Origin of the sequence: Amycolatopsis sp. cg9, from assembly GCF_041346945.1 — a bacterium.
Classification (GTDB): Bacteria; Actinomycetota; Actinomycetes; order Mycobacteriales; family Pseudonocardiaceae; genus Amycolatopsis.
The window spans coordinates 7,847,279-7,872,201 of the sequence record NZ_CP166850.1 but is presented as its reverse complement, the minus strand read 5'-3'; the positions used below and the strand labels follow the sequence as shown (position 1 = coordinate 7,872,201).

At 71.7% G+C, this 24,923-nt stretch carries 30 protein-coding genes; 15 read left to right on the top strand and 15 right to left on the bottom strand.

Annotation, left to right across the window (positions count from 1 at the left end):
* On the bottom strand, positions 1–1,020 hold the full coding sequence (locus AB5J73_RS36520) for an AI-2E family transporter (protein ID WP_370963375.1): 1,020 nt from the start codon (positions 1,018–1,020) through the stop codon (positions 1–3).
* 639 nt (positions 1,021–1,659) lie between these two features.
* Between AB5J73_RS36520 and AB5J73_RS36515 the strand changes: the two genes are divergently transcribed.
* Entirely contained in the window at positions 1,660–2,136 is a 477-nt protein-coding gene (locus AB5J73_RS36515) for a hypothetical protein (RefSeq protein ID WP_370963374.1), read from the top strand.
* Between the two features lie 39 nt (positions 2,137–2,175).
* Here AB5J73_RS36515 and AB5J73_RS36510 read toward each other — a convergent pair whose 3' ends face one another.
* Positions 2,176–3,561 (bottom strand): KamA family radical SAM protein, encoded by a 1,386-nt coding sequence (locus AB5J73_RS36510; RefSeq protein WP_370963373.1) that lies wholly within the window; start codon positions 3,559–3,561, stop codon positions 2,176–2,178.
* Between the two features lie 132 nt (positions 3,562–3,693).
* Here AB5J73_RS36510 and AB5J73_RS36505 point away from each other — a divergent pair, with 132 nt between their 5' ends.
* The 4 genes from AB5J73_RS36505 (at position 3,694) to AB5J73_RS36490 (ending at position 8,573) form a co-directional block, all read left to right on the top strand.
* The gene (locus AB5J73_RS36505) at positions 3,694–5,286 is read left to right on the top strand and encodes an amidohydrolase (protein WP_370963372.1); all 1,593 of its coding nucleotides are present in this window, start codon (positions 3,694–3,696) and stop codon (positions 5,284–5,286) included.
* An 11-nt stretch (positions 5,287–5,297) separates the two neighbouring features.
* Entirely contained in the window at positions 5,298–6,911 is a 1,614-nt protein-coding gene (gene lnt, locus AB5J73_RS36500) for an apolipoprotein N-acyltransferase (RefSeq protein WP_370963371.1), read from the top strand.
* Between the two features lie 26 nt (positions 6,912–6,937).
* A complete protein-coding gene (locus AB5J73_RS36495) occupies positions 6,938–7,705 on the top strand; it encodes a polyprenol monophosphomannose synthase (RefSeq protein ID WP_370963370.1) in 768 nt (255 codons plus the stop codon).
* Positions 7,706–7,778: 73 nt separating this feature from the next.
* The gene (locus AB5J73_RS36490) at positions 7,779–8,573 is read left to right on the top strand and encodes a PIG-L deacetylase family protein (protein WP_370963369.1); all 795 of its coding nucleotides are present in this window, start codon (positions 7,779–7,781) and stop codon (positions 8,571–8,573) included.
* On the opposite strand, the gene AB5J73_RS36485 is transcribed toward AB5J73_RS36490, so the two are convergent.
* Complete coding sequence (locus AB5J73_RS36485; RefSeq protein WP_370963368.1) at positions 8,506–9,255, bottom strand: DeoR/GlpR family DNA-binding transcription regulator; 750 nt, start codon at positions 9,253–9,255, stop codon at positions 8,506–8,508. The two genes, AB5J73_RS36490 and AB5J73_RS36485, sit on opposite strands and share 68 nt — an antisense overlap.
* Before the next feature lie 48 nt (positions 9,256–9,303).
* Between AB5J73_RS36485 and AB5J73_RS36480 the strand changes: the two genes are divergently transcribed.
* Positions 9,304–9,945: an NUDIX domain-containing protein gene (locus tag AB5J73_RS36480; RefSeq protein WP_370963367.1), complete on the top strand. Its 642-nt coding sequence runs from the start codon at positions 9,304–9,306 to the stop codon at positions 9,943–9,945.
* Between the two features lie 189 nt (positions 9,946–10,134).
* On the opposite strand, the gene AB5J73_RS36475 is transcribed toward AB5J73_RS36480, so the two are convergent.
* The 3 genes from AB5J73_RS36475 to AB5J73_RS36465 all read right to left on the bottom strand — a co-directional run bounded on the left by AB5J73_RS36475 (position 10,135) and on the right by AB5J73_RS36465 (position 12,889).
* The gene (locus tag AB5J73_RS36475; protein WP_003081521.1) at positions 10,135–10,482 is read right to left on the bottom strand and encodes an RNA polymerase-binding protein RbpA; all 348 of its coding nucleotides are present in this window, start codon (positions 10,480–10,482) and stop codon (positions 10,135–10,137) included.
* 226 nt (positions 10,483–10,708) lie between these two features.
* Positions 10,709–11,467 carry a thymidine kinase gene (locus tag AB5J73_RS36470; protein WP_370963366.1) on the bottom strand — a complete coding sequence of 253 codons (759 nt, stop codon included), beginning with the start codon at positions 11,465–11,467 and terminating at the stop codon, positions 10,709–10,711.
* A gap of 21 nt (positions 11,468–11,488) precedes the next feature.
* Positions 11,489–12,889 carry an MFS transporter gene (locus AB5J73_RS36465; protein ID WP_370963365.1) on the bottom strand — a complete coding sequence of 467 codons (1,401 nt, stop codon included), beginning with the start codon at positions 12,887–12,889 and terminating at the stop codon, positions 11,489–11,491.
* A 235-nt stretch (positions 12,890–13,124) separates the two neighbouring features.
* Here AB5J73_RS36465 and AB5J73_RS36460 point away from each other — a divergent pair, with 235 nt between their 5' ends.
* Positions 13,125–13,796 carry a transglycosylase family protein gene (locus tag AB5J73_RS36460; RefSeq protein ID WP_370963364.1) on the top strand — a complete coding sequence of 224 codons (672 nt, stop codon included), beginning with the start codon at positions 13,125–13,127 and terminating at the stop codon, positions 13,794–13,796.
* A 10-nt stretch (positions 13,797–13,806) separates the two neighbouring features.
* Here the strand turns inward: AB5J73_RS36460 and AB5J73_RS36455 are convergent, their stop codons facing one another.
* Entirely contained in the window at positions 13,807–14,589 is a 783-nt protein-coding gene (locus AB5J73_RS36455) for a glycerophosphodiester phosphodiesterase (protein WP_370963363.1), read from the bottom strand.
* A 66-nt stretch (positions 14,590–14,655) separates the two neighbouring features.
* Here AB5J73_RS36455 and AB5J73_RS36450 point away from each other — a divergent pair, with 66 nt between their 5' ends.
* Positions 14,656–15,027 (top strand): hypothetical protein, encoded by a 372-nt coding sequence (locus AB5J73_RS36450; RefSeq protein ID WP_160697702.1) that lies wholly within the window; start codon positions 14,656–14,658, stop codon positions 15,025–15,027.
* Between the two features lie 40 nt (positions 15,028–15,067).
* Here AB5J73_RS36450 and AB5J73_RS36445 read toward each other — a convergent pair whose 3' ends face one another.
* From AB5J73_RS36445 to AB5J73_RS36425, 5 genes are all read right to left on the bottom strand, one after another.
* On the bottom strand, positions 15,068–16,057 hold the full coding sequence (locus tag AB5J73_RS36445; RefSeq protein WP_370963362.1) for a tyrosine-type recombinase/integrase: 990 nt from the start codon (positions 16,055–16,057) through the stop codon (positions 15,068–15,070).
* 541 nt (positions 16,058–16,598) lie between these two features.
* The gene (locus AB5J73_RS36440; RefSeq protein WP_370963361.1) at positions 16,599–17,039 is read right to left on the bottom strand and encodes an SRPBCC domain-containing protein; all 441 of its coding nucleotides are present in this window, start codon (positions 17,037–17,039) and stop codon (positions 16,599–16,601) included.
* A 3-nt stretch (positions 17,040–17,042) separates the two neighbouring features.
* Positions 17,043–17,375: an ArsR/SmtB family transcription factor gene (locus tag AB5J73_RS36435; RefSeq protein ID WP_370963360.1), complete on the bottom strand. Its 333-nt coding sequence runs from the start codon at positions 17,373–17,375 to the stop codon at positions 17,043–17,045.
* On the bottom strand, positions 17,372–17,818 hold the full coding sequence (locus AB5J73_RS36430) for an SRPBCC domain-containing protein (RefSeq protein ID WP_370963359.1): 447 nt from the start codon (positions 17,816–17,818) through the stop codon (positions 17,372–17,374). Before AB5J73_RS36430 ends, AB5J73_RS36435 begins: the two co-directional genes overlap by 4 nt.
* A 31-nt stretch (positions 17,819–17,849) precedes the next feature.
* The gene (locus AB5J73_RS36425; RefSeq protein WP_370963358.1) at positions 17,850–18,365 is read right to left on the bottom strand and encodes an N-acetyltransferase family protein; all 516 of its coding nucleotides are present in this window, start codon (positions 18,363–18,365) and stop codon (positions 17,850–17,852) included.
* Positions 18,366–18,408: 43 nt separating this feature from the next.
* Here AB5J73_RS36425 and AB5J73_RS36420 point away from each other — a divergent pair, with 43 nt between their 5' ends.
* Together AB5J73_RS36420 and AB5J73_RS36415 are read left to right on the top strand one after the other, a co-directional pair.
* On the top strand, positions 18,409–18,972 hold the full coding sequence (locus AB5J73_RS36420; protein WP_370963357.1) for a helix-turn-helix domain-containing protein: 564 nt from the start codon (positions 18,409–18,411) through the stop codon (positions 18,970–18,972).
* 49 nt (positions 18,973–19,021) lie between these two features.
* Positions 19,022–19,657: a DUF1345 domain-containing protein gene (locus AB5J73_RS36415; protein WP_370963356.1), complete on the top strand. Its 636-nt coding sequence runs from the start codon at positions 19,022–19,024 to the stop codon at positions 19,655–19,657.
* Here AB5J73_RS36415 and AB5J73_RS36410 read toward each other — a convergent pair.
* On the bottom strand, positions 19,644–20,615 hold the full coding sequence (locus AB5J73_RS36410; RefSeq protein ID WP_370963355.1) for an SDR family NAD(P)-dependent oxidoreductase: 972 nt from the start codon (positions 20,613–20,615) through the stop codon (positions 19,644–19,646). The genes AB5J73_RS36415 and AB5J73_RS36410 overlap by 14 nt on opposite strands.
* Before the next feature lie 59 nt (positions 20,616–20,674).
* Between AB5J73_RS36410 and AB5J73_RS36405 the strand changes: the two genes are divergently transcribed.
* Together AB5J73_RS36405 and AB5J73_RS36400 are read left to right on the top strand one after the other, a co-directional pair.
* On the top strand, positions 20,675–20,935 hold the full coding sequence (locus AB5J73_RS36405; protein ID WP_370963354.1) for a hypothetical protein: 261 nt from the start codon (positions 20,675–20,677) through the stop codon (positions 20,933–20,935).
* Positions 20,929–21,057, top strand: a complete 129-nt coding sequence (locus AB5J73_RS36400; protein WP_370963353.1) for a hypothetical protein — start codon at positions 20,929–20,931, stop codon at positions 21,055–21,057. Before AB5J73_RS36405 ends, AB5J73_RS36400 begins: the two co-directional genes overlap by 7 nt.
* On the opposite strand, the gene AB5J73_RS36395 is transcribed toward AB5J73_RS36400, so the two are convergent.
* The gene (locus AB5J73_RS36395) at positions 21,041–21,646 is read right to left on the bottom strand and encodes a TetR/AcrR family transcriptional regulator (protein ID WP_370963352.1); all 606 of its coding nucleotides are present in this window, start codon (positions 21,644–21,646) and stop codon (positions 21,041–21,043) included. The two genes, AB5J73_RS36400 and AB5J73_RS36395, sit on opposite strands and share 17 nt — an antisense overlap.
* Positions 21,647–21,668: 22 nt before the next feature.
* On the opposite strand from AB5J73_RS36395, the gene AB5J73_RS36390 reads away from it, so the two are divergent.
* The 3 genes from AB5J73_RS36390 to AB5J73_RS36380 are packed head-to-tail and all read left to right on the top strand — an operon-like array spanning position 21,669 to position 24,369.
* On the top strand, positions 21,669–22,124 hold the full coding sequence (locus tag AB5J73_RS36390) for an SRPBCC family protein (RefSeq protein WP_370963351.1): 456 nt from the start codon (positions 21,669–21,671) through the stop codon (positions 22,122–22,124).
* A gap of 33 nt (positions 22,125–22,157) precedes the next feature.
* Positions 22,158–22,763, top strand: a complete 606-nt coding sequence (locus tag AB5J73_RS36385) for a TetR/AcrR family transcriptional regulator (protein ID WP_370963350.1) — start codon at positions 22,158–22,160, stop codon at positions 22,761–22,763.
* Positions 22,747–24,369, top strand: a complete 1,623-nt coding sequence (locus tag AB5J73_RS36380) for an acyl-CoA dehydrogenase family protein (RefSeq protein WP_370963349.1) — start codon at positions 22,747–22,749, stop codon at positions 24,367–24,369. The genes AB5J73_RS36385 and AB5J73_RS36380 overlap by 17 nt, the downstream gene beginning before the upstream one ends.
* Here the strand turns inward: AB5J73_RS36380 and AB5J73_RS36375 are convergent.
* On the bottom strand, positions 24,366–24,857 hold the full coding sequence (locus AB5J73_RS36375; RefSeq protein WP_370963348.1) for a pyridoxamine 5'-phosphate oxidase family protein: 492 nt from the start codon (positions 24,855–24,857) through the stop codon (positions 24,366–24,368). The two genes, AB5J73_RS36380 and AB5J73_RS36375, sit on opposite strands and share 4 nt — an antisense overlap.
* Between the last annotated feature and the right edge of the window lie 66 nt (positions 24,858–24,923).

Sequence of the window (24,923 nt, the reverse complement as noted above, 5' to 3'; positions counted from 1 at the left end):
TCACCGGCGGGGCGCCGAGAGCAGCGCGTCCGCCCACCGCGCCCGCGGGTCGACGTCCACGAGCAACGCCTTCGCCAGCAGGGTCGCCGGCACCGCGAGCACCGCGCCGAGCGGGCCGAGCAGCCAGGTCCAGAACACCAGCGCGAGCACGGTGACCAAAGTGGACAACCCGACCGAACCGGCCACGAACCGGGGCTGGATCAGCGACTGCACCACGAAGTTGAGTCCCGCGTAGACGGCGAGCACCGCGACCATCGCGCGCCACCCGCCGTCGAGGAGCGCGAGCAGCGCGGGCGGGGCCACGCCGATGACGAAACCGACGTTGGGGACGTAGTTGGTCACGAAGGCCAGCAACCCCCACAGCACCGCACCCGGGACGCCGAGCAGCGCGAGCGCGACGGTGTCCAGCCCGGCCACGAGGAGACCGAACACGGTCGTCACGATCAGGTAGGTGCGGGTGCCGGAAGCGAAGCGTCGCAGGGCGGTGCTGATCCACGGCCGGTCGAGCGAGATCCGCTCCAGCCGCTGCCCGGCCCACGCCGATTCGGTGCTCAGGAACAGCAGCAGGGCCAGCAGGAACGCGAGGTTCGTGGCCAGGCCGCCGACCCCGGCGAGCAGGGAACCGGCCAGCCCGACCAGCTTCCCGGCGTCCACGGAGGACAGCAGTTCGCGGATCTGCTGGTCCCCGACCCCGACCCGCCCGAGCGCGGCCAGCCCGCCGTGCAGCAGGTCGTCGAGCCGGGCGGAGTAGCGGGGGAGCAGGGCCGAGAGCTGGGTGAGGGACACCACGACCACCAGGAAGACGCCCAGCAGCGCGGTGTAGACGGTGGCGACCAGCACGGTGACGGTCAGCCAGCGCGGCAACCCCTTGCCACGCAACCAGGTCCGCACGGGGTCGAGGGTGATGACAACGACGAGAGCGAGGAAAACCGGCCCGGCGAGCCAGGCCACGGCCCGCAACCCGCCCAGCACCACCACCCCGGCGGCGGCCCCGAGCAGCACCACGAGCGCCCGGGGCACCGAGCCACCCGTGGGCTCATCCGGCGGCGGACCACCTTCCGACTCGCCCGGCGGTGGCCCGGCACCTTCCGACTCGCCCGGCGGTGGCTCGGCGCCTTCTGGCTCGCTCGGTGGTGGCCCGGCGGCACCTGGGGCGCCCGGCGATGGCCCGGCACCCTTCGACTCGCCCGGCGGTGGCCCGGCAGCACCTGGGGCGCCCGGCGGTGGCCCAGCACCGTTCGCCGGTTTGCCGTTCCCCGGCTCCTGCTCGCCAACCCCCGGCTCGCCCGGCGGCTGCTTTCCGGCACCCGGCTCATCCGCCGGTGGCTCGGCACCTTCGGCCGGGTTGCCGTTCCGTGGCACACCGGGCAGTGGCTCGCCCGGCACCGGATCGCCGGCCCCCTGCTCAGTCGGCGACGGCCCGGCACCCATGGGCGCAACCAGCCGACCGGCCACGGCCCCGCCAGGCGGCTCACCCGGCGGCGTCCACCGCCGGCCCGCCACCCAGCGGGGCCACCGTCCGGTCGGCTGATCGGTGAGCGAAACTCGCACCATGCGGCACCTTCCGGGACGGGCGGGAATCGGCCGTCCCACGGTGGCAGCCCGCGGCGCCGCGGAGGTCATCCGTGGCGGGCGAACCGGCGGGGTACGGTGCCCGGCGTGGCGCAGGTCTTCATCCAGCCGTCGTACGGCACCCCCGAAGCCCGCCGCTACGGCGCGGCCACCCTCGACCACCCGGTCCCGTTCCGCACCGCCCCACCGGAGGCCCTGGCCCGGCTGCGGGCCCTGCACCCGGACGGCAGCGCCCGCTTCTGGGGCGCCACGGAGAAGCACGACAAGCGGATGGCGACCGTGCGCACCGGCGACGTCGTCCTGCTCACCGGCGGCAAGCACGTCCGAGCGGTCGCGGAGGTCGGCCACAGCTTCCGCGACCCGGCGTTCGCCCGGCGGCTGTGGCGCCCGGAGCCGGGCAAGTGCGTGTGGAGCAATGTCTACAGCCTGCGGCACTACCGGCCGGCGGCGGTGCCGTACGAGGAGATCTGGGCGCTGCCCGGTTTCACCGTCGGCGACAACTTCATGGGCCTGCGGTTCCTCGACCCGGCGAAGTCGGCCGCGGTCCTGACCCTGCTGGGCTGAGCGGGCCGGATCCGCCCCGCGGACCCGGCCCCCGGGGCGTCAGCCCTGGTTCGCCCACCACTTCCGGCCGGCTTCCGGCAGCGTCGAGATCGGGTCGTAGTACGGGTAGCGGCGGTTCAACGCCTCCGGGTCATCCAGCTCGATCCCCGTCCGGTAGTTCTTGGTCCAGTACGAGATCCCCAGCTCCCGGTCGTACTCGGCCAGCTGGTGCACCCACCGCTTCCCGACGTACGGCACGTCGCACACGATGCGCGGGGTCGCGTACCCCGGCAGGTACCCCATGATCGAGTGCTGCAGCTCCTGCGCCTCGTGCACCGACACCCGCCAGTGCTCCGCGTTCGGGATCATGTCGCACATGTAGAAGTAGTACGGCAGGATGTTCGCCTCGCCCTGCAGCGCGAAGCACAGGTCCAGCAGCGCCGCCGGGGTCGCGTTGACCCCGCGCATCAGCACGCCCTGGTTGCGGACGTCGCGGACGCCCACGTTCAGCGCCGTCTGGGCCGCCTCCGCCACCAGCGGGGTCACCGACTGGGCGTGGTTCACGTGGGTGTGGATCGCCAGGTTGACGCCGCGGCGCTGGGCGGTCACGGCGACGCGCTCGAGGCCTTCGACGACCTTCGGCTGGATCCAGTGCTGCGGCAGCGCCGCCAGTGCCTTGGTCGCCAGGCGGATGTCGCGGACGGTGTCGATGTCCATCAGGCGCATCAGGAACGACTCCAGCTGCGGCCACGGGACGTTGGCCACGTCGCCGCCCGAGACGACCACGTCGCGGACGCCCGGGGTCTTCTTCAGGTACGCGATCATCGCGTCCTGGCGGTCGACCGGCTTGAGGGTCAGCTTGTGCTTCTCGACCGTCTCGGTGGAGTTGCCGACCAGGTCCATCCGGGTGCAGTGGCCGCAGTACTGCGGGCAGGTCGAGATCATCTCGGCCAGCACCTTGGTCGGGTAGCGGTGGGTCAGGCCCTCCACGACCCACATCTCCGCCTCGTGCAGCGAGTCGCGTTCGGAGTGCGGGTGGCTCGGCCACGTGGCGTCGCGGTCGCTCTTGACCGGGAGCATGTAGCGGCGGATCGGGTCGGCGTAGAAGGCCTCGGTCACCTTCGCCGGGTCGGTGCCCGCCGTCGGCGCGATCGTGTTGAGCATCTGCGGTGGCAGCAGCATCGACATGGTCGCCAGTTCGCGCTGGTCGGCGAGCAGGTCGTCGTAGAAGCGCTCCTCCAGCAGGTCGCCCATCAGCGCGCGCAGCTGCTTGGCGTTGCGGACGCAGTGCACCCGCTGCCACTGCGCGTCACGCCACTCGGCCTCGGTCACGTCGTGCCAGCCGGGGAAGCGGCGCCAGTCGGGTTCCACCAGCTCGGCGCGGGCGTACTCGTAGGGCTGGTCGAAGGCGGCGGCAGGCGTCACAGGTTCCTGGGTCGCAGTCACTTGTACTCCTAGTCGTCGGGAACACGTTAAAATATCCTGTCATAACGTTCTCACGGAGTAAATCTTCCTGCCTGCTGGCGTGCCTTCCCCCAGGTGCAGTAGGCCCCGCCGCCCAGGAGCAGACTCAAGGGCGTGACGGACGAACACACGACGCTCCTGCTCGGCGGGCGCATCTACACCCCCGCCGGCCCGGACGCCACGGCCATGGCGGTCACCGGCGGCACCGTGGTCTGGGTCGGCCAGGACGCCCCGGCCCGGGCCCTCCACCCGAACGCCGAGATCGTCGACCTCCAAGGCGCCTTCGTCGCCCCCGCGTTCGTCGACGCGCACGTCCACGCCACCGCCACCGGCCTGCACCTGACCGGCCTCGACCTCACCGGCATCTGCGACCGCGCCGAGCTGCTCGCCCGCGTCCGCGCCGCCGTCACGCCGGGCCAGGTCCTGCTCGCCCACGGCTGGGACGAGTCCGCTTGGACCGACCCGCGCCTGCCCAGCCGCGCCGAGCTCGACGACGCCGCCGGTGGCGCGCCCGTCTACCTCAGCCGCGTCGACGTCCACTCCGCGCTGGTCTCCACCGCCCTGGTCGAGCTGGCCCCGGCGGCCCGCGCCGCCGACGGCTGGTCGCCCGACGGCCCGCTGACCCGCGCCGCCCACCACGCCGTCCGCGCGGCCGTGCGGGCCGCCGTCACCCCGGAGCAGCGCGAACGCGCGCAGCGGGCCTTCCTCGCCGAAGCCGCGCGCCAGGGCATCGTGAGCGTCCACGAGTGCGCCGGCCCCGACATCTCCGGCCGCGACGACCTCGCCGCCCTCCTCGGCCTCGCCGGCCCGGACACCCCCGAGGTCGTCGGCTACTGGGGCGAGCCCGGCGCCGTCGACACCGCCCGTGAGCTGGGCGCCCGCGGCCTGGCCGGCGACCTGTTCGTCGACGGCGCCCTCGGGTCCCACACCGCCGCCCTGACGGCGCCGTACGCCGACCACGCCGGCTCCGGCACGCTCTACCTCGACGCCCACCGCATCGGCGAGCACCTCACCGCCTGCACCGAAGCCGGGCTACAGGCCGGCTTCCACGTCATCGGCGACGCCGCCGTGGCCGAAGTCGTCGAAGGCTTCCGGCTCGCCGAAAAAGAGGTCGGGCAGCGCGCGCTCGCCGCCCGCCACCACCGCCTCGAGCACCTCGAGATGGTCACCGCCGAGCAGGCGAAGCTGCTGGCCGGCTGGGGCGTGGTCGCCTCGGTGCAGCCGCTGTTCGACGCGCTCTGGGGCGGCCCGGAAGGCATGTACGCCGAACGCCTCGGCGACCGCGCCGCCGGGCTCAACCCGTTCTCCGCCCTGGCCGCCGAAGGCGTCCTGCTCGCCTTCGGCTCCGACGCGCCGGTGACGCCGCTGGACCCGTGGGGGAGCGTCCGCGCGGGCGCCTACCACCGGACGCCGGGCGCGGGCCTGTCACCGCGGGCGGCGTTCACCGCCCACACCCGGGCCGGGCACCGCGCTGCCGGTGTCAACGACGGCGTCACCGGCAGCCTCGTCCCGGGCGCGCCCGCGCACTACGCGATCTGGGACGCCACCGACCTCGTCGTGGCCACCCCGGACAGCCGCGTGCAGCGCTGGTCCACCGACCCGCGCGCCGGGGTGCCGCCGCTGCCGAGGCTCGAACCGGACGCCGCGCTCCCGGCCTGCCTGCGGACGGTCCGCGCGGGTGCGGTCCTCCACGACACCATCACCTAGAGTTCTCAGGCGTGGCAGTCACCGTGGCGGACCCCGAACCGGGCACCCCGCACCAACCCTCGCGGACCCGGCGTTTTCCCCGCGCGTGGCTCCTGCGGCTGGCCGCGGCACTGGTGTCCGGCTTCGCCTACTACCTGAGCTTCGCCCCGCGCCCGCTGTGGTGGCTCGCACCGCTGGCGTTCGCCGGGTTCGCCCTCGTGCTGCGCGGGCGGAGCTTCCGCGGCGCCTTCGGCTACGGCTTCGCGTTCGGGTTCGTGTTCTTCCTGCCGCTGCTGACGTGGCTGCTCGACTTCCTCGGCCCGGACTTCGGCCCGTGGCCGTGGCTGGGCCTGTCGTTCGCGCTGGCGCTGTACTACGGCCTCGCCGGCGGTCTCATCACGCTCGTGGCGCGCCTGCCGCTCGCGCCGCTGTGGGGCGCGCTGGTGTTCATCGCGCTGGAGACCCCGCGCGCCTGGTTCCCCTTCGGCGGCTTCCCCTGGGGCCGGGTCGCGTTCAGCCAGCCCGAAGGCGCCTTCCTGCCGCTCGCCTCGATCGGCGGCGCCCCGCTGGTCGGCCTCGCCGTCGTCCTCACCGGCTTCTGCCTGGCCGCGCTGGCGGCCCGCCTGTGGGAGACGCGCAAGCTCACCCGCCCGGCCGTCCTCGCCGCCCTCGGCACCGTGCTGCCCGTCGTCGCCGGGCTGGCCCTGTGGCCTGCCATCGGCACCGGCGCCCAGGACGGCGAACGCACCATCGCGACCGTCCAGGGCAACGCCCCCGACATCGGCCTCGCCCTGCAGGGCGAGCGCGAGCTGCTGCGCCGCAACACCATCGCCGAAAGCCAGCGGCTCCTCGACGCCGTCCGCGCCGGAAAGGTCCCCAAGCCGGACCTGGTGCTGTGGCCGGAGAGCGCCACCACCGTCACCGGTCCCGACCCGCAGGTCGACCAGCTCGTCGCCAACTTCGGCGTCCCCGCGCTGATCGGCGCGCTCTACGAGCTGCCCGACGGGCACATCCAGAACTCCGTCATCGCCTGGGACCCGCGCACCGGGCCCGGGCCGCGCTACGCCAAGCAGCAGCTGGTGCCCTTCGGCGAGTACGTCCCGGCCCGCAAGGTCGCCGAGCTCGTCACGCCGTTCCTCGACTCCGAGACCGTCGACATGCTCCCCGGCGACGGCGCGAACCAGACGCTGGCCGTCGCGGGCACCAAGGTCGGCGTGTTCGTCTGCTACGAAGCCGCGTTCGACTACCCGGCCCGCGACGCCGTCCGCGACGGTGCCGAAGTGCTCGTGGTGCCGACGAACAACGCCTGGTACGGCGAGAGCGAGATGAGCGTGCAGCAGCTGGCCATGTCCCGGCTGCGGGCGGTCGAACACGGCCGGGCCGTCGTGGTGTCCGCCGTCTCAGGAGTGAGCGCCGTCGTCGCCCCCGACGGAACGGTTACCAGCTCAACGGGCCTTTTCACCGCCGATTCCCTGGTCGGGCGCGTCCCGCTGCGCACGCAGACTACGCTGTCGGATCGACTCGGTGCGTGGACGGAGTACGGGCTGCTGGCACTGGCGATCGCCGGGGTGGCCGGCGGGCTCGTACTCCGTTTTCGCACCCGGCGCGCGAGCGCCGGCACGGCAGCAGGGGAAGCGGCGGACTGACCGCCGCGGATATCGGAGGAGCACGGATGTCGCAGGCGCCGCGGGGGGCCCGGGAAATCGATCCGGTGCTGGTGGTGATCCCGACGTACAACGAACGGGAGAACCTCGGCCCGATCCTGGATCGCTTGCACAAGGCACTCCCGGACGTGCACGTGCTCGTGGTGGACGACGGCAGCCCGGACGGCACCGGCGAGCTGGCCGACGAGCGCGCGGCCGCGAACGACCACGTCCACGTCATGCACCGCACCGAAAAGGCGGGCCTCGGCGCCGCCTACATCGCCGGGTTCCGCTGGGGCCTGGCGCGCGAGTACAACACGATCGTCGAGATGGACGCCGACGGCTCGCACGCGCCCGAGGACCTGCCGCGCCTGCTGGACGCCGTCGGCGACGCCGACCTGGCGATCGGCTCCCGGTACGTGCCGGGCGGCAGCGTGGTGAACTGGCCGCTCAACCGCCAGGTCCTCTCGCGCGGCGCGAACGTCTACTCGCAGCTCGCGCTGGGCATGCGGGTGCGGGACATCACCGCCGGGTTCCGCGCCTACCGCCGTCCGGTGCTGGAGAAGCTGGCCCTGGACGAGGTCAACTCGCACGGCTACTGCTTCCAGATCGACCTGACCGTCCGCACCGCCGACGCCGGTTTCGAGATCGTCGAGGTGCCGATCACCTTCACCGAGCGCGAGATCGGCGAGTCGAAGATGAGCGGCTCGATCATCCGCGAGGCGTTCCTGCGGGTGGCGAAGTGGGGCGTGGAGCGCCGCTGGCACCAGGTGCGGCGGCTGGTCAAGCGCGGCTGAGGCCGGCGGGCAGCCGGGGTTTCGTGCACCGCACCCGCCCCGCGCTCGCCCGTTCTCGGCCATCATGGGGCCGATGACGACCATCGTGGCCTTCCACGCCCACGCGGACGACCCGGTGCTGCTCAGCGGCGGCACCCTGGCCCGGGCCGCGGCCGACGGGCACCGGGTGGTGGTCGTCGTGGCCACCGACGGCATGGCCGCCGAGCACCCGACGCCCCGCTGGGGCGAGCTGGAGGCCGCGGCGGCCATCCTCGGCGTGCGGCGCGTCGTGCACCTGGGCTACGCCGACAGCGGGCACGGGCCGGTGCTCTACGCCGACCCGCCCGGCCGGCAACGCTTCGCCCGCGCGGACACCGAGGAAGCCGCCCACCGGCTCGCGGCCCTGCTGCACGAGGAGCGGGCCGACCTGCTGCTCGGCTACGACGCCAACGGCGGCTACGGCCACCGCGACCACGTGAAGGTGCACGAAGTCGCGCGGCGGGCGGCCCGGCTGACCGGGACGCGGCTGCTGGAGGCCACGCTGCCCCGCGACTTCGCGCTGCGGTTCGTCCGGGTGGTCAAGGCGCTGCGGATCCCGTTCGAATACGACGCCGAAGCGCTCGACCACGCCTACAGCCCGGCCTCGGCCGTCACCCACCGCTTCGACGTCCGGCGCTTCGCCGGGCGGAAGCAGGCGGCGCTGGCCGCGCACGTGTCCGACGTCCGCGGTACCGGGCGGCTCTCGGCCGTGCTGCGGCTGCTGGTGTGGCTGCCGGCGCCGCTGTTCGCGGTGGTGGCGGGCCGCGAGTGGTTCACCGAGGTCACGCCCGCAGGATCGGCACGCCCAGGTCTGCAAGTTCCTGCACGTTCTGGTCGCCGGAGTCGGTGATCACGCCGGCGACGTCGGCGAACGGCAGGACGGTGAACCGCGATGCCGCGCCGATCTTCTCGGCGCTGGCCAGCACGTAGGTGTCGGCGGCGCGCCGGGCCAGCGTGCGCTTCATCGCGGCTTCCTCGGCGTCGCCGGTGGTGAGCCCGGCTTCGGGGTGCACGCCGGTGACGCCGAGCAGGAAGACGTCGGCGCTGACGGACTGGGCGGCCTCGGCCGCGGCGGCGCCGCAGGTGACGGCGGAGTGCCGGAACAGCCGCCCGCCGAGCAGGAAGACCTCGATGCCGGCGTGGTCGAGCAGCGCGACGGCGACGGTGGGGCTGTGGGTGACGACGGTGGCTTCGAGGTCACGCGGGAGGGCTTTCGCGACGGCCAGCGTGGTCGTGCCGCCGTCGAGGATGACGGTCGACCCCGGCCGGACCAGCCCGGCCGCGACCGCGGCGATCCGGTCCTTCCCGTCGACGGCGATGCCCGCGCGGCTCGCGTAGTCGGCAACCGCGGGGGAGACGGGCAAGGCCCCGCCGTAAACGCGCTGGCAGAGCCCGGCCGCGGCCAGGTCGCGCAGGTCCCGGCGGATGCTGTCCTCGGAGACCCCGAGCTCGGCCGCGACGTCCTTCGCCAGCACCTTGCCCTCGGCCGTCAGCCGGGCTAGCAGCAGTTCTCGGCGTTCCCCGACCAGCATGCACGATCCTCCCTGTTTATTCCGAGTACTGCACATTATGGTCGCGGCATGACCTCTCCGACAAGCCTCTCCCGCAACCCGCGCGTCCGCGTCACCGACGTCGAACTGCTGTCGTCGGCCTGGTACGTCCTGCGCCGCACGACGTTCGAATTCCAGCACCGCGACGGCCGCTGGACGACCGAGCAGCGGGAGACGTACGACCGCGGCAACGGCGCCACCGTGCTGCTCTACGACCCGGCGGGGGAGACGGTGCTGCTGACCCGCCAGTTCCGCTACCCGGTCTACGTCAACGACCACCCCGACGGCATGTTCCTGGAGACGGCCGCGGGCCTGCTGGACACCGACGACCCCGAGACGGCGATCCGGCGGGAGGCGCAGGAGGAGACGGGCGTCCGCATCGGCGCGCTGGAGCACGTGTTCGACGTGTACACGAGCCCGGGCTCGGTCACCGAGCGCCTGCACTGCTACGCGGCGCCGTACGACCCGGCCGACCGGGGCGCGGGTGGCGGGATCGCCGAGGAGGGGGAGGACATCGAAGTGGTGGAGCTGCGATTCGAGGACGCGCTGAAGATGATCGGCACGGGGGAGATCGCCGACGCGAAGACGATCATGCTCCTGCAGTGGGCGGCACTGCAGGGCCCCTTCAGCACCCGGCAGCAGCGGCCGGCCCGGCGGCACGCGACGTCATGAACGAGTCGTTCACCTCACCGGACGCGGTGAAAGGGTCCTTCATGACCTCCGGACCAGCCCGGGCGCCCTCGCAGCGCCCGGCACCGGCGCACCGGGGCGACTGCCGCCGGGTAGGCGAAAGGCCCCCGCGGGGGGAGGTCGCGGGGGCCTTTCCGTTGTGGTGGGAGCGGTGGCTACGGGCCGGGCGGGCTACGCGGACCGGGAGGTCCGGCGGCCCTTCAGCTCGGCGAGACGTTCGTTGAGCAGGTCCTCGAGCTCGGGGATCGTGCGCCGTTCCAGCAGCATGTCCCAGTGGGTGCGCGGCGGCTTGACCTTCTTCTGCTCGGGCTGCCCGCCGTCGACGATCTCCGATTCGCTGCCGTGCAGGCGGCACTCCCAGACCGTCGGGATCTCGGCGTCGTCGGAGAACGGCACCTCGAACTCGTGGTTCTTCGGGCAGGCGTAGCGCACGGTGCGGCGTGGAGCGAGGTCGTGGTTGCGGTCGGTCTCGTAGCTGACCGCTCCCAGCCGGCTTCCACGAAGAACACGGTCGGCCATAGTGGGGTCCTTTCAGTCAGCTCCGGGGTGGAGCCAGGGTGATGCTCACCCTATGCAACGACTCAGGGCCCCCGGGGATTCCCGGGACACCATGTCGTTGCTCACGATGAGCTGCGTCACCCGCCGGCATCAGCTTCCTCTAGTAGGAGGCGTTTCGCGCTCCGGCGTGACGTCAATACGGCCTTCTTAGTGCTGATATCCCCCGGATGGGCTACTGGGGCCTGACTCAGGTCAACCGTAACTGACCGTGATGAGCAGTAACCGGCCCCAAGTCACCCGATCGAAAGTGGCGGCGACACAATACCTGATAACGCACCGTAGCGAATTCGGCCTCAAAACGTGCTGAAGCTGAAGTTTCAACTACGGATTGTTCGGTATCTGCCACCACGACGGTATCGCCCTCGCGCACGACCTCGCCGTCGACCACCCTCGCGTTGAACCGCCCGGGCAGCCCGCACCAGCACAGCACCTCCACCTGAACCGGCTGCAACTCGTCCGCCAGTTCGAACAGACGAGCGGCCCCCGGGAACAACCGGCTCCGGAAGTCCGTCGCGATCCCGAAGCAGTACACGTCGATCTCGACCTCGTCGGCCAGCTCCGCCAGCTGGTCCACCTGCGCGGGGGAGAGGAACTGCGCCTCGTCCACCACCACGTAGTCCACGTGCTGCCCGTGCGCCCACTCCTGCCGGACCAGCTCCCGCACGTCCGTGTCCTCCACGACCTCCACCGCCTGCCGCGTCAGCCCGATCCGGCTCGAGATCTGCGGCGCGCCCGAACGGTCGTGCCGCACCAGGATCAGGCCACGCCGGCCCTGCCGGGCGTGGTTGTGGTCGATCTGCAGCGCGAGCGTCGACTTCCCGCAGTCCATCGGCCCGTAGCAGAACTTCAGCCTGCCCACCGGCGGCGTACCGCGGCGCGAGCCGGCCGCGGGGACCGACGACAGGGCGTCCGTGGGGTCGGGGCCCCGGTCGTTCACAAAGGTCACGACAGCCGACCCTATCGGGGCCTACAGCACCTCCGGCGGGGTGTTGCCCGCCGCCACGATCGCCCGCCGCACCGGCACCAGCCACACCAGCACCAGACCCACCGCGAAGAAGATCACCAGCGCCACGATGGCCAGCCGGAACGACCCCGTCGCCTGCCCGACCCCCGCGAACACCAACGGCCCCAGCCACGACGTCCCGCGCTCGCCCACCACGTAGAGCGAGTAGTACTGCGCGTCCTTGCCCGCCGGGATCATCTGGCTGAACAACGACCGCGACAGCGCGTTCGTTCCCCCCAGCACCAGCCCGATCCCCACCGCCACCGCGAGGAACTGCAGCATCTGCTTCGGCTGCACGAAGTACGCCCCGGCCAGCACCACGACCCACAGCACCAGGCTGCCCAGGATCGTCCGCTTCGCCCCGATCCGCCGCGCCACCAGCCCGTGCAGCGTCCCACCCAGGTACGCCACGAACTGGATCACCAGGATCGTCACGATCAGCACGCTGTTGCCGAAGCCCAGCTCGTCCTTCCCGTACTGCGCCGACACCGCGACCACCGTGTTGATGCCGTCGGTGAAGACCAGGTAGCTGCCCAGGAACGCCAGCGTCAACGGGTACGCCTTCGCCGACACCAGCGTCTGCCGCAACTCCGCGAAGCCCGCCCGCAGCACCGTCCTGCCCGGCACGACGTCGACCGGCTGGTGCCGCCGGGGGAGCGCCCGCACCGCAGGCACGGTGAACGCCGCCCACCACAGCCCCGAGGTCAGGAAGCAGATCTGCACCGCCATGCCCTCGCTCACGCCGAACGCGTCGTGCCCGAGGTAGAACCCCAGCTGCAGCGCCAGCGCCAGCCCACCGCCCAGGTACCCGAACGCCCAGCCCTTCGCCGAGATGTCGTCCCGCTCGTCCGGACCGCCGATGTCGACCAGGAACGAGTAGTAGACGACCAGTGAACCGCCGTAGCCGATGTTCGCGATGACGAACAGCACCACGCCCAGCTGCCAGTCCGACCCCGCGAGGAAGAACATCGCCGCCGCGGCCGCCGCCCCCAGGAACGCGAACCCACCGAGGATCCGCCGCTTGTTGTGGCTGCGGTCGGCCACCGCACCCGCGATCGGCAGGACCAGCACCTGCACCACCGTCGCCACCGACAGCAGATACCCCCACACCGAACCGGCCGGGAAGTGCAGCCCGAACAACGTCACGTCGCAGTTGTGCAACGTGTCCGCCTTGCCCGCCGCGTCGACGCACGGGCGGTCCCCATTAAGGGTGAAGTTCGTCTTCGCGTCCGCCGCCGCGATCCCGCTCATGGACAACGCACCGAACACCGTCGTCGACGACGAATAGAACGGCGAATTCGCCCAGTCGTAGAAATACCAGCCCCAGCGCTCGCGCTTGGACGAGCGCGTCCCGGCCAGCGTCATCCACGGCTCCTTCAGGTCAAGAACTTCCAGGTCAGCGCGGAGACTACTGGGAGGTAGCGACGGCGCTCACAGCACCGCCGAAACCGTGTCCGGTTTGTCGCTTCACGCTCATCCGCCACTTCCGGGGCAATCACGGTTCCGGCCTGCGCGGCGTGTCGCGAACAGTGTTCCGTGTGAGACTGAGGCGCTCAGTGTGTCCCTTGTGGTCAGTGGGACACGCTCCTACTGTGCTCCCATGATCCAGATCCGGAGACGCACCGTCGCGAGAGTCCTGCTCCTCGCCTTCGCCGCCATGGGTCTGCAGCTGACCGTCCCCGCCGTCGCCACCGCCGACCCCGCGTCGACCGCCTGGGCCAAGCTCCGCATGTGCGAATCCAGCGGCCGCTACGCCACCAACACCGGCAACGGCTACTACGGCGCCTACCAGTTCGACCTGCCCACCTGGCGCAGCGTCGGCGGCACCGGCCGCCCCGACCAGGCCGCACCCGCCGAACAGGACTACCGCGCCCTCTACCTCTACCGCATGCGTGGCTGGCAACCCTGGCAGTGCGCCGGCATGCTCAAGCTCGCCGGCGACGCCGACGCCCGCAGCAAGCGCGTCCCCACCTACGCCGACTCCGCCTACATCGGCGGGGGACCGACACCCCAGCCCACCCCGCCACCACCCGGCGGCCCGATGCCCGCCTGGCCCGGCGTCGTCTACCAGTACGGCGACTGCGCCGGCCCGCTCAAAGCCTTCCAGCTCCGCATGAACGCCTACGGCTACGGCTTCACCGGCACCGGCTGCTACTACGAAAAGACCCGCACCGCCGTCCTCGACCTCCAGCGCGCCAACGGCATCAAGGACAGCGGCCTGCTCGGCCCGAAGACCTGGACCGCCGCCTGGCAGGGCAAACCACCCCGCTGACCCCGCCCGGTCAGGCCTGCTGCCACGCACCCCGCTCGATCAGCACCTCGCGCAGCAGGTCCGGCCGGTCCGTCACGATCCCGTGCACCCCCAGGTCCAGCAGCATCCGCATCTCCGCCGGATCGTCGATCGTCCACGTGTGCACCTCGATCCCGGACCGCCCCGCGATCGACACGAACGCCTTGTCCACCACCCGCAACGCACCCTGCCGCACCGGCACCTGCGCCATCGCCCCCAGCACCAGCCGCCCCAGGGGGAGCAGCGGCAGCTTCCCCCGCGCCCACAACGCGAACGCCGACCGTGGCCCCATCGCCGTCACCAGCTTCGGCCCCGCCAGCTTCCGCAGCCGCACCAGCCGCGCGTCCGAAAACGCCGCCGCCGCCACCCGGTCGTGCGCCCCCGTCCGCTCCAGCACCCGCACGAACGGCTCCACCGCCTGATCGGCCTTCACGTCGACGTTGAACCGCGCCCCCGGCAGCTCCTCCAGCACGTCCTCCAGCCGCGACAACGGCACCTTCCCGCCGACCTTGACGCCCTTCAGCTGCTCCCACGTCTTCGTCGCGATCGCCCCGGAGCCATCGGTCGTCCGGTCCAGGTTCGGGTCGTGGTGCACCACCACCACACCGTCCGCCGTCGCGTGGACGTCCGTCTCGAGGTACCGGTACCCCTCCGCGCACGCCCGCTTGAACGCCGGCAACGAATTCTCCAGCCCGTCCAGCTCGTCGAGGTGCCAGCCCCGGTGGGCGAAGGCACGGGGGAGCGGATCGGCCAGGTACGGGAACGACGACTGCATACCCCAAGTGTGCACTTCCGCCATGGCCCCGGCATGACCCGGCGATGGCCAGCTAGGGTCTCCCGGGTGAGGGAAGCCGCCGAACTGACCCAGCTCGAACCCGTCCCGGCCCGTCGCGGCGCCCCCAAGCACTGCGGCTGGTGCGGCCGCCGCCTCCCGGAAGCCGGCAACGTCGGCCGCCGGCGCCGCTACTGCGGCCAATCCTGCCGCCAACGCGCCTACGAACGCCGCACCGCACTGCAGCGAAGCGGACTGCCCGAAGACGCCGTCGTGCTCTCCGACACCGAGATCGCCGCCCTGCAGGACCGCCTCTTCCAGCTGCGCTGCGCCGCCGAAGACATCGTCACCGCCGTCGACGACGGCGCCGACCCCCGAGAACTCCGCGGACTCGCCGACGAGATCGCCCGGGCGGCCAAAGACCTCGAACAACTCCGCTGACCCCTCGTGAGTGGGAAACAGGGCTAACGCTGTTTCCCGCTCACGAGCCCGCGCCCAGCCCGTCCAGCGCCCGGTACGTCCGGTTGCTCGCCGCCGCCGCACGCTGCTCACGTCCCGTCGCCTCGATGTAGTTCTGACTCGTCGCCAAGCTCGCGTGCCCCAGCAACGCCATGATCTCCGAAGCCGTCGCCCCGTCCTCCGCCAGCCGCGTCGCGAACGTGTGCCGCAACGCGTGCAAGTTCGCCCCCGCCGGCACCCGGTCGTGCAACCCCGCACCCCGGTAACACGACTTCACCAGGTACTCCAGCGCACCCCGCCCGATCGGCTCACCCGCCCGGTCCAGCAGCAACGGCGAACCAGGGGAGAACCGCGCGTTCGGGAACCGCACCCGGCACGACTCCCGGTACCGCTCGATCAGCTCCGCCAGCACCGGCTGCACCGGGATCGACCGGTCCCGGCTGCCCTTGCCCTTCACGTGCAACCGCAACTCACCCGCACGCCCCACCAGCGACCGCGACGACAGCGCCCGCATCTCCGCCGCCCGCAACCCCGCCACCAGGCCCAGCGCGATCACCAGCACGTCCCGCTCCGGCCACGGGTCCCGCGCGCGCCGCGAACCCGCGGCCGCCGCCGACAGCAGCTGCTCCGGGGTTTCCTCACCCCGCAACGGCTTCGGCGTCAACGCCGGCGTCCGCGGCCGCGCCACCGCACCCATCGGGTTGCCCGGCAGCAGGCCGTCGGCCACGCAGAACGTCAGGAACTGGTTCCACGTCGACCACGCCCGCAGCACCGAGCTCTTCGCGTGGCCGTCCGCGAACGCGCCGAACACCGACCGCAGCGCCGGTCCCGTCAGCTCGGCCACCTCCAGGTCCTCGGCGGGACGGCCCAGCTCCGAAACCAGGAGAGTGGTGATCCCGGCCAGGTCCCGGCGGTAGGCGTCGGTGGTGTGCGGCGAGTCCTTGCGCGGCCGGCGGGCGGCGAAGAAGGCTTGCTGCGCCTCGGAAAGCCTCATGTGGATCTTGTACCGCACACCACCGACAATTCCGGTGCCCGGGTCCCGACCCGACATTTCATGCATAATTGCCATTATGCATGAAATGTCGGGTCGGCCTGCAATGGCACCCCCGGGGGATCCAGGACTCTCTCGGAGACGATTTCGGACCTCGGATCGCCTCTCGGTGCCCAAAACGGGGATGCGCACGTATGTTCGACCGCATTGCCCGCCACGGGCAGGCTGGAGCGCCTGGAGGTCGAGTGGTCCGCCGGCGTCGAACGTCATCATCCGACACCTGGCAGTCGGATCGCCCCACGGAGTTTCGTCACCGTGACGTTTTGAGGTCGAGTGGCTGGACGTCGGCTTTACGACTCCAGGGGATGCTCTTGCGGCCCTCCGAAAGGCACCTCAGGGCCGCGCGACGCTCGATGCGGAAGAAGGACGGACGAGAAACCTCGGGAGAAGCCGTCCTGACGAACTCGGTGCGCAACCCCAGCACCCGGGCTTCGGCACCCCTCCCGGCTTCCTGTCGCAGCGTGTCCCCAAGTGCCGATAATGTACATTATGTCAAGTAACGTCAGTGCCAGTCGCTGATCATCACGTCCCGCGGTGCCGGGGCGCCCTCCCCGGTCTCCGCGAGCTGCTTGAGGCTCATCAGGTAGATCGCCCACTTCGTGCTGCAGTGGTGCATGAACTCGCCCGCCTCGCGCCAGCCTTCGTGCTTGAAGAGGACGATCGTGTAGTCGCTGCGCTGTTCGAGCTCCCAGCGGATCGTCGTGCCGATCCACTCCGGCGGGCCGTCGACGACTTCCCAGCGGACGAGCCGGCCCGGGTCGAGCTCGACGACCTTCATGTCGAAGCCGCCCGGGACGAAGCGGAACGCGATGACGCCGCCGGGTTCGGTGTCCCCCACGGTCTTTTCGGTCCACCAGGCCGACAGGCCGTCGAGCGTGGTGAGTGCTTCGTAGACCTTCTCCGGAGTGGCGTTGTGGATGCCGATGCGGTGCAGGATGTCCATTTGCTACTTCTTCCGTTCGATGGTTTCGGCGATCTGCTTGATGCGGCGGAGCCGGGCGTCCCAGGCGTTGCCGACGTCGGCGAGCTGGGCGACGGCGCGGGCGAGCTGGGTTTCGTCGACGTGGAACTGCTTTTCGCGTCCTTCGGCCTGGGCGCGCACGAGGCCGACGCGGTCGAGGACGGCGAGGTGCTTGGCGACGGCTTGGCGGGTCACCGGGAGGTGTTCGCTGAGGCTGGTCGCGGTCCCCCGGCCTTGGCTGAGCAGGAGGTCGAGCATGCGGCGGCGGGTTGGGTCGCCGATGGCCGACCAGAGGTCGTCGTCCACGGCGGTGCTCACCGGGTGGCTCCCGCTTGGGCGGCGCAGGCGGGCAGGCGGGGCAGGAAGTGGTCCCAGCCGCTTTCGTGGTCGGCGTATTCGGCGGCGATCTTGGCTTCGTCCCAGCCGCGTTCGCGGAAGCCGGTTTCGGTCATCCGCAGGCGGGTGCCGGTGGCGGTGGGTTCGAGTTCGAAGACGACGAGGAAGGAGTTGCCGGGTGTGGCGGTCTCCCCTTCGGAGTGGGTCCAGCGGAAGGAGAAGAGTTTCGGGGGGATGGCGTCGACGACGGTGAAGCGGACGGGGTGGCCGTCGAAGGCGATGTGGCCTTCTCCCCCGGGTTCGACGGGGTATTCGGCTTCGTCGGGCCACCATTCGCGGACGTGTTCGGGGTTGCTGACGACGTCGAAGACGACGTCGGGGGTGGCGTCGATGTGGAGTTCGCGTTCGAGGGTTCCGTGGTCCATGCCCGCTCCTTGTGCAACGTTTGGTTGCTTGTCACGTTAGCTCGGTCGGCGGCGATGTGCAACCTTCGGTTGCGTCAAGGTCGCGCTGGACCCAGGCGACGTCGTGCCAGGCGCCGTGCTTCCAGCCGACGCGGCGGTAGGTGCCCGCCGGTTCGAAGCCGAGGGCGCGGTGCAGCCCGGCGCTCGCTTCGTTCGGCAGCGTCATGCCGGCGAACGCGCGGCGGAACCCGCGCTCGCGCAGCCGCGCGAAGAGCGTTTCGTACAGGGCGCGCCCGGCTCCGGTGCGGCGGCGGCCGCGTTCGAGGTAGATGCTCGTCTCGCAGGACCATTGGTAGGCGGCGCGGGCGGCGAAGGGGGTGGCGTAGGCGTAGCCGGCGAGGTGGCCGTCGTCTTCGAGGACGAACCAGGCGTGGGCCGCGGTGATGCGGCGGGCCATTTCGGCGGTGCCCGGCGCCTCGGTTTCGAAGGAGATGACGGTGTCGGTGACGTAGGGCGCATAGATGGCCGCGCAGGCGGCGGCGTCGAGGGTGGTGGCGTCGCGAATCATGGCTCATATGGTAGCCAAACTGGTTCGTATAGTATCGCTGGTTATGACCGATCCCCTGTCCGCCCGTTTGGCGGCGACCGTGCACGCGACCCGCACGTCCCGTGGCCTTTCGGCCGCGGCGCTGGCCGAGCGGTCGGGGGTGTCGCGCGCGATGATCGGCAAGATCGAGCGGGGTGACGTGCAGCCGACGGCGGCGTTGCTGGCGAAGCTGTCGGACGCGCTGGGCCTGACGCTGTCGGAGCTGATCGCGCGCGCCGAAGGCGACGAGCGACGGCTGGTGCGTGCGGCGGAGCAGCCGGTGTGGGTGGACCCGGACACCGGGTACCGCCGCCGCGCGGTCTCCCCCGCCGGCGGCCGGCCGCTGGAGCTGGTGGAGGTCGAACTGCCCCCGGGTGCCGAGGTGCCGATGGCGGCCGGGACGTATGCGTTCCTGCACCAGCAGATCTGGGTGCTGGCCGGGCGGTTGCGGTTCCGCGAGGGCGCCCAGCTGCACGAACTGGCCGCCGGGGACTGCCTGCAGCTGGGGGCGCCGGCGGACTGCGTGTTCGCGAACCCGGGTGTGCTCCCCTGCCGGTACCTGGTGGCGCTGGTCAAGCACGCCACCTGACCAGGTGATCCGGGGTGCCGTCGGACGCGGGGGCAGTTAGCTTCGCGCGGTGCGTCGTCTGCGGAGGATCTGGTACCAGTGCGCGGAGTTCCTGCTGGTGCTGCTCGGGCTGGGCTGGCTGATCGCGCCGGACACCGGGCTGGACATGGTGTTCCTGCTGGCGTGGGACGTGCTGGCGGTGGTGGTGATCGTGACGCGGTTCGTGCGGATCCGCCGGTACCGGCTGGCCGCCGACGGCGAGCCGACGTGGCTGCACAGCTTGCTGGGGCGCCGGTCGAGTTTCGCGGCGACGATGCTGGTGAGCGTGGTCGGGATGTCGGCCGGGCTGTTGATCCTGGCGGCGAACGTGATCGCCGAGGAAGACGGCGAGTACGCGTCGGTGCTGCAGATCAGCGCGGTGCCGGCCGTGCTGGCCGCGTGGATCCTGCTGCACTTCGGGTACGCGGACCGGTACGCGCACCTGCACTACCGGGCGGAGGCCGGTTTGCGGTTCCCGGCGACGGAGCGGCCGAACCTGCTGGACTTCGCCTATCTCGCGTTCACGGTGGGGACTTCGTTCGCGACGTCCGATGTGGAGGTTCAGGCTCGGCCGATCCGGTACACGGTGCTGACGCACAGCGTGGTGTCGTTCGTCTACAACACGGCGATCCTGGGGATCGCGGTCGGGGTGATCACCGGGAAGTAGCGTCGAGGCCGGTGAGTTCGGCCGAGAGGGTCCAGAGGCGGGCGGCTTCGGCGGGGTCGACGGCGTAGTCGCGGACGCCGACGCGGAGGCCGACGTCGGTCACGCCGTCGCCGTCGGGGGCGAGTTCGGCGATGTCGCAGTCTTCGAGGTAGACGCCGCCCAGGCCGTCGAGCCGGGGTGCGGTGGCAGCCCAGACCTGGGTGGCGGCGCCGGCTTCGGGGGTTTTGAAGTAGCCGCTGGGGACGCCGTTTTCGTCGACCCAGCCTTGGGCGACGCGTTCTTCCTGCGGGATGTGGCGGGCCAGGTTGGTGAGGATGGAGCCGGGGTGCAGGGCGAAGGCGCGTACGCCGCGGTCGCGGCCGAAGTGGTCGAGGTGGACGGCGAAGAGGATGTTGGCGGTCTTGGCCTGGCCGTAGGCGAGCCACTTGTCGTAGCCGGTGGTGAAGTGGGGGTCGGTCCAGCGGATCGGTGAGAAGTGGTGGCCGCGGGAGGAGACGGAGATGACGCGGGCGCCGTCGGCGATGGCCGGCCAGAGGCGGTTGACCAGGGCGAAGTGGCCGAGGTGGTTGGTGGCGAACTGGGCTTCCCAGCCGGGGCCGACGCGGGTTTCGGGGCAGGCCATGATGCCGGCGCTGTCGATGACGAGGTCGAGGTGGCTGCCGGTGGCGAGGAAGCGGTCGGTGAAGGCGCGGACGCTGTCCAGGTCGGCGAGGTCGAGTTCGTCGACCTCGGTGCCGGGGATGTGCTCGAGCGCGGTTTCGGCGGTGGCGCGGCGCCGGGCAGGGACGACCACGTGGGCGCCGGCGTTCGCGAGGGCGCGCGTGGTTTCGAGGCCGATGCCGGAGTAGCCGCCGGTGACGAGGGCGAGTTTGCCGGTGAGGTCGATGCCGTCGAGGACTTCGGCCGCGGTGCTGGTGGCGCCGAAGCCGGAGCCGATCTTGTGCTGCGGGGTGGTCATGGGTTCGACGGTAGGAGCTGGAGTGCGCTCCAGCGCAAGCGCGCGGGGAGGATGGCGGCGTGGAGCGGGTGCTGGTGCTGGGGTGCGGCGGGGCCGGGAAGTCGGTGTTCGCGCGGCGGCTCGGTGCGCTGAGCGGGCTGCCCGTCGTGGAACTGGACGCGGTGTTCTGGCGGCCGGGGCCGGTCGGGCTGACGCGAGCGGAGTGGGTGACGCGGCAACGGGAACTGATCGCGGCGCGGCGGTGGATCCTGGACGGCGACCTCGGACCGTACGACGTCCTGGCGGTGCGGCTGGCGGCGGCGGACACGGCGGTGTGCTGAACCTTTCGCCGGTGCGCTGCGGGTGGCGCGCGCTGCGGCGGGTGCTGCGGACGTCCGGTGTGGACGTCGTGGAGCTGCGGTCGCCGCGGGCGGTGGCGGCGTTCCTCAGCCGCGCAGGTTGAGCGCGGCGACGGAGGCGTCGAGCCAGGCGGTGAGGAAGCGGTCCGGTTCGAGGTCGCCGGGGGTGTGTCCGATGAGGACGTCGAGGATCGGGTAGTAGGTCAGCGAGGCGACGAGCACCGCGGCGGTGGCTTCCGGGTCGGTGACGGTCGTCCTCCCCTCGTCGCGCAGTGCGGTGATCCATTCGGTGCCCCGGCGGTAGACGGTGGCGACGACGCCTTGCCACATGCGCTCGAACAGGTCGGGGAAGCCGGTGAATTCGCGGATCATCAGGCGGATGAGGTTGCGGTCGGCGGCCATGAAGGCCCAGACGACGTCGGCGAGTTCGCGCAGGGCTTCGCGGGGGTCGGACGGGAGTGAGGTGGTTTCGGCGGTGCGGGTCGTCAGCCGCGAGAGGTTGTCGTGGACGGCGGCTTCGAGGAGGGCGGCTTTGGACGGGAAGTGCTTGTAGAGGGCGCCGCTGCCGGGGTTGAGGCCGCACGCGGCCTGGATGTCGGCGACGGAGGTGGCGTCGTAGCCGCGGGTGGCGAAGAGGTGGACGGCTTCGTCGAGGATGCGGCGGCGGGTGACGCCGGGGGTTGTACGGGCCATAGTGAGAAACTACTCTCTTTCTATGGTGGATGTGACCGTGGAAGAGACCTTGTCGTGCACCCCCGAAGCCTTCCTGGACCTGGTGATGGATCCGCGGCGGTACGCGGAGGTCGACCGCAAGCTCGGCCCGATCGACTGGGTGCGCCGGGAGGGCGGCGTCACCGAGTTCCGGTTCCGCTCGGCGCTGCCCGGGCTGGGCCCGGGGCCGAAGATCGTGTCGCGGATGACGCTGACGCCGGGTGAGCGCGTCGACGTGTGCCTGCCCGACCGCCCGGAGAACCGGCTCGCGCGGCGGGTGTCGACGTTCGAAGCGTCCTTCGCGTGCGTGCCGGTGGCCGGCGGGACCCGGGTGACGCGGCGGATCGCGTTCGGGTTCGCCGCTCCCCTGCGCTGGCTGGCCGAACCCCTGCTGCGCCGCAAGCTTCGGGCCGACGTCGAGGCCGAGGTGCAGGGCGCGAAGCGGCTGCTGGAGCGTTGACTGAAGCAATGAATCAGTGCTTCACTTCTTGACGTGCCCTACCGTCGCACCCCGAAGGTGCAGGAACGCCTGGACGCCCAGCGCGAGACGATCGTCGCCGCGGCGACCGAGCAGCTCGCCGAGCACGGCTACAGCGGGTGTTCCGTCGCCGCGGTCGCCGACCGCGCCGGCGTCGCCGTGGGCAGCGTCTACCAGCACTTCCCCACCAAGGCCGACCTGGTCGTGCACGTGTTCCGGCAGGTCGTGACGCGGGAAGTCGAAGCCGTGCGGGCGGCCTCCGCGCGGCCGGGTGAGCCCGCCGAGCGGGTCCTGGCCGTGTTCGAGACCTTCGCCCAGCGCGCGCTGAAGGCGCCTCGGCAGGCCTACGCGCTGCTCGCCGAGCCGGTCGACGCGCTGATCGACGCCGAACGACTGGAGTTCCGACGCGCGTTCACCGAGGTCGTCGCCGAACACGTCGCCGCCGGGGTGCGGCAGGGCGCGCTGCCGCCGCAGGACGGCCGGCTGACCGCCGCCGCGCTGGTCGGTGCCGCCGCCGAAGTCCTGATCGGCCCGTTGACCAGCGGCAACGCCGGTGACGTCGCCGAGCTCCGCACGTTCGTCGTCCGCGCTCTAGGAGGTTCCGATGCCCGCCACGCATGAGGTCACCAACCAGGTCCCGCCCCTGGCCGGCCACGACGTCGCCGACGACCCGGCGCTGCTGGCCGGGCTCGAGCGCGCCGGTGCCGGGTGGGCGGCCGGCGAGCTGCACGAGCTGGGCCGGCTCGCCGGCAGCGAGCAGGTCCAGGAGTGGGGCCGGCTGGTCAACGAGAACGAGCCGGTGCTGCGCACGCACGACCGCTACGGGAACCGGATCGACGAGGTCGAGTTCCACCCGCACTGGCACGACCTCATGGACGTCGCGGTGTCGCACGGGCTGCACGGCACGCCGTGGCGCGACGACCGCGAAGGCGCGCACGCGGCGCGCGCGGCGAAGTTCTACGTGTGGGGCCAGGCCGAGTTCGGCCACAGCTGCCCGATTTCGATGACGTACGCGGCGATCCCGGCGCTGCGGGCCAACCCGGAGCTCGCCGCGCGGTACGAGCCGCTGCTGGCCGCGACCGAGTACGACTTCGGGCTGCGCGAGCCGAGCACCAAGGGCGGCCTGATCGCGGGCATGTCGATGACCGAGAAGCAGGGCGGCTCCGACGTCCGCGCCAACACGACCACGGCGACCCCGGCCGCGGACGGCAGCTACACCCTCGTCGGGCACAAGTGGTTCACCTCCGCGCCGATGTCGGACCTGTTCCTGACCCTCGCCCAGGCGCCGGGCGGGCTGTCGTGCTTCCTGCTCCCCCGCGTCCTGCCCGACGGCTCGCGCAACCCGATCCGGCTGCAGCGGCTGAAGGACAAGCTGGGCAACCGGTCGAACGCCTCCTCGGAGATCGAGTACGACAACGCCGTCGGCTGGCTGGTCGGCGAAGAGGGCCGCGGGGTCCGCACGATCATCGAGATGGTCAACAACACCCGGCTGGACTGCACGCTGGGCAGCGCGTCCGGGATGCGGCTGGGCACGGTCCGTGCGGTGCACCACGCGACCCACCGCCACGCGTTCGGCGCGGCGCTCGTCGACCAGCCGCTGATGGCGAACGTCCTGGCCGACCTCGTGGTCGAGTCCGAAGCCGCGACGACGGTGGCGATGCGGCTGGCCGCGGCGGGCGACCGGCCCGGAGACCCGCAGGAGCAGGCGTTCCGGCGGCTCGGGCTCGCGGTGTCGAAGTACTGGGTGTGCAAGCGGGCGCCGGTGCACGCGGCCGAGGCCCTCGAATGCTTCGGCGGCAACGGCTACGTCGAAGAGTCGGGCATGCCGCGGCTCTACCGCGAGGCCCCGCTGTCGTCCATCTGGGAGGGTTCGGGCAACGTGGCGGCGCTGGACGCCTTGCGCGCCATGGGAAAGCAGCCCGAATCGGTGGCCGCGTTCTTCGCCGAGGTCGAGCAGGCCGCCGGCGGTGACACGCGGCTGGACGACGCCGTCGACCGCCTCCGCAAGGAGCTGACCGACCTCGACGCGATCGAGTACCGGGCGCGGCGGGTGGTCGAGTCGATGGCGCTGGTCCTGCAGGGGTCGCTGCTGGTGCGCCACGGCCACCCCGCGGTGGCCGACGCGTTCTGCGCCTCCCGCTTCGGCGGCGACTGGGGCATCGCGTTCGGCACGCTCCCGGCCGGCGTCGACACGGGAGCGATCATCGAGCGGGCCGCCGTGCGCTAGCCGCGCTCGGCCCGCTGCCGGGCCAGTTCCTCGACCGCGCTGGGCAGGGTCTCTTCGAAGTCGATGAGCTTGGCCCACGTCGGGGTGACGACGATCCGGACCATGCCGTCGTAGAGCGAGCGGACCTCGCGCTCCCACTCTACGCGCTGCTCGGGCGTCATCTCGTAGCTGCCGTTCATCTGCAGGTACTCCTCGGGGATGCCGTCGACGACGTCGAGGTCGGCGCGGCCGCGGAGCAGCAGGATCTTCGGCGGGTGCGACTCGGTGTCGATCGTCAGCGCGACGGCCGGGTTGGCCCGCAGCGACCGCAGCTTCGGCATGTTCTTCGCGGTGCACATGACGATCTCCGAGCCGTTCCAGGTGAACGCCATCGGGACCGACCGCGGTGTGCCGTCCTGGGCGACGTAGGCCAGGCGGGTGATGTCGCGCGCCAGCAGCTCCTTGGCGTACGGGCGGTTCAGGACCTCGGTGATCTCGTGCTGCTGCATGGTGTCCTCCGGCTCCGGGGCGGCCCGTCCTGGCCGCTGCTGACCCTGGGACGGAGCCGCCGCCGG

Excerpts from the sequence above, each read along its gene's own strand:
- AB5J73_RS36375 (WP_370963348.1), bottom strand. The coding sequence starts at position 24,857 with ATGCAGCAGCACGAGATCACCGAGGTCCTGAACCGCCCGTACGCCAAG.
- AB5J73_RS36460 (WP_370963364.1), top strand. The coding sequence starts at position 13,125 with ATGATCCAGATCCGGAGACGCACCGTCGCGAGAGTCCTGCTCCTCGCC.
- AB5J73_RS36380 (WP_370963349.1), top strand. The coding sequence starts at position 22,747 with ATGCCCGCCACGCATGAGGTCACCAACCAGGTCCCGCCCCTGGCCGGC.
- AB5J73_RS36455 (WP_370963363.1), bottom strand. The coding sequence starts at position 14,589 with ATGCAGTCGTCGTTCCCGTACCTGGCCGATCCGCTCCCCCGTGCCTTC.
- AB5J73_RS36395 (WP_370963352.1), bottom strand. The coding sequence starts at position 21,646 with ATGGCCCGTACAACCCCCGGCGTCACCCGCCGCCGCATCCTCGACGAA.
- AB5J73_RS36430 (WP_370963359.1), bottom strand. The coding sequence starts at position 17,818 with ATGGACCACGGAACCCTCGAACGCGAACTCCACATCGACGCCACCCCC.
- AB5J73_RS36420 (WP_370963357.1), top strand. The coding sequence starts at position 18,409 with ATGACCGATCCCCTGTCCGCCCGTTTGGCGGCGACCGTGCACGCGACC.
- AB5J73_RS36465 (WP_370963365.1), bottom strand. The coding sequence starts at position 12,889 with ATGACGCTGGCCGGGACGCGCTCGTCCAAGCGCGAGCGCTGGGGCTGG.
- AB5J73_RS36390 (WP_370963351.1), top strand. The coding sequence starts at position 21,669 with ATGGTGGATGTGACCGTGGAAGAGACCTTGTCGTGCACCCCCGAAGCC.
- AB5J73_RS36480 (WP_370963367.1), top strand. The coding sequence starts at position 9,304 with ATGACCTCTCCGACAAGCCTCTCCCGCAACCCGCGCGTCCGCGTCACC.
- AB5J73_RS36490 (WP_370963369.1), top strand. The coding sequence starts at position 7,779 with ATGACGACCATCGTGGCCTTCCACGCCCACGCGGACGACCCGGTGCTG.
- AB5J73_RS36485 (WP_370963368.1), bottom strand. The coding sequence starts at position 9,255 with ATGCTGGTCGGGGAACGCCGAGAACTGCTGCTAGCCCGGCTGACGGCC.
- AB5J73_RS36475 (WP_003081521.1), bottom strand. The coding sequence starts at position 10,482 with ATGGCCGACCGTGTTCTTCGTGGAAGCCGGCTGGGAGCGGTCAGCTAC.
- AB5J73_RS36425 (WP_370963358.1), bottom strand. The coding sequence starts at position 18,365 with ATGATTCGCGACGCCACCACCCTCGACGCCGCCGCCTGCGCGGCCATC.
- AB5J73_RS36440 (WP_370963361.1), bottom strand. The coding sequence starts at position 17,039 with ATGGACATCCTGCACCGCATCGGCATCCACAACGCCACTCCGGAGAAG.
- AB5J73_RS36410 (WP_370963355.1), bottom strand. The coding sequence starts at position 20,615 with ATGACCACCCCGCAGCACAAGATCGGCTCCGGCTTCGGCGCCACCAGC.
- AB5J73_RS36495 (WP_370963370.1), top strand. The coding sequence starts at position 6,938 with ATGTCGCAGGCGCCGCGGGGGGCCCGGGAAATCGATCCGGTGCTGGTG.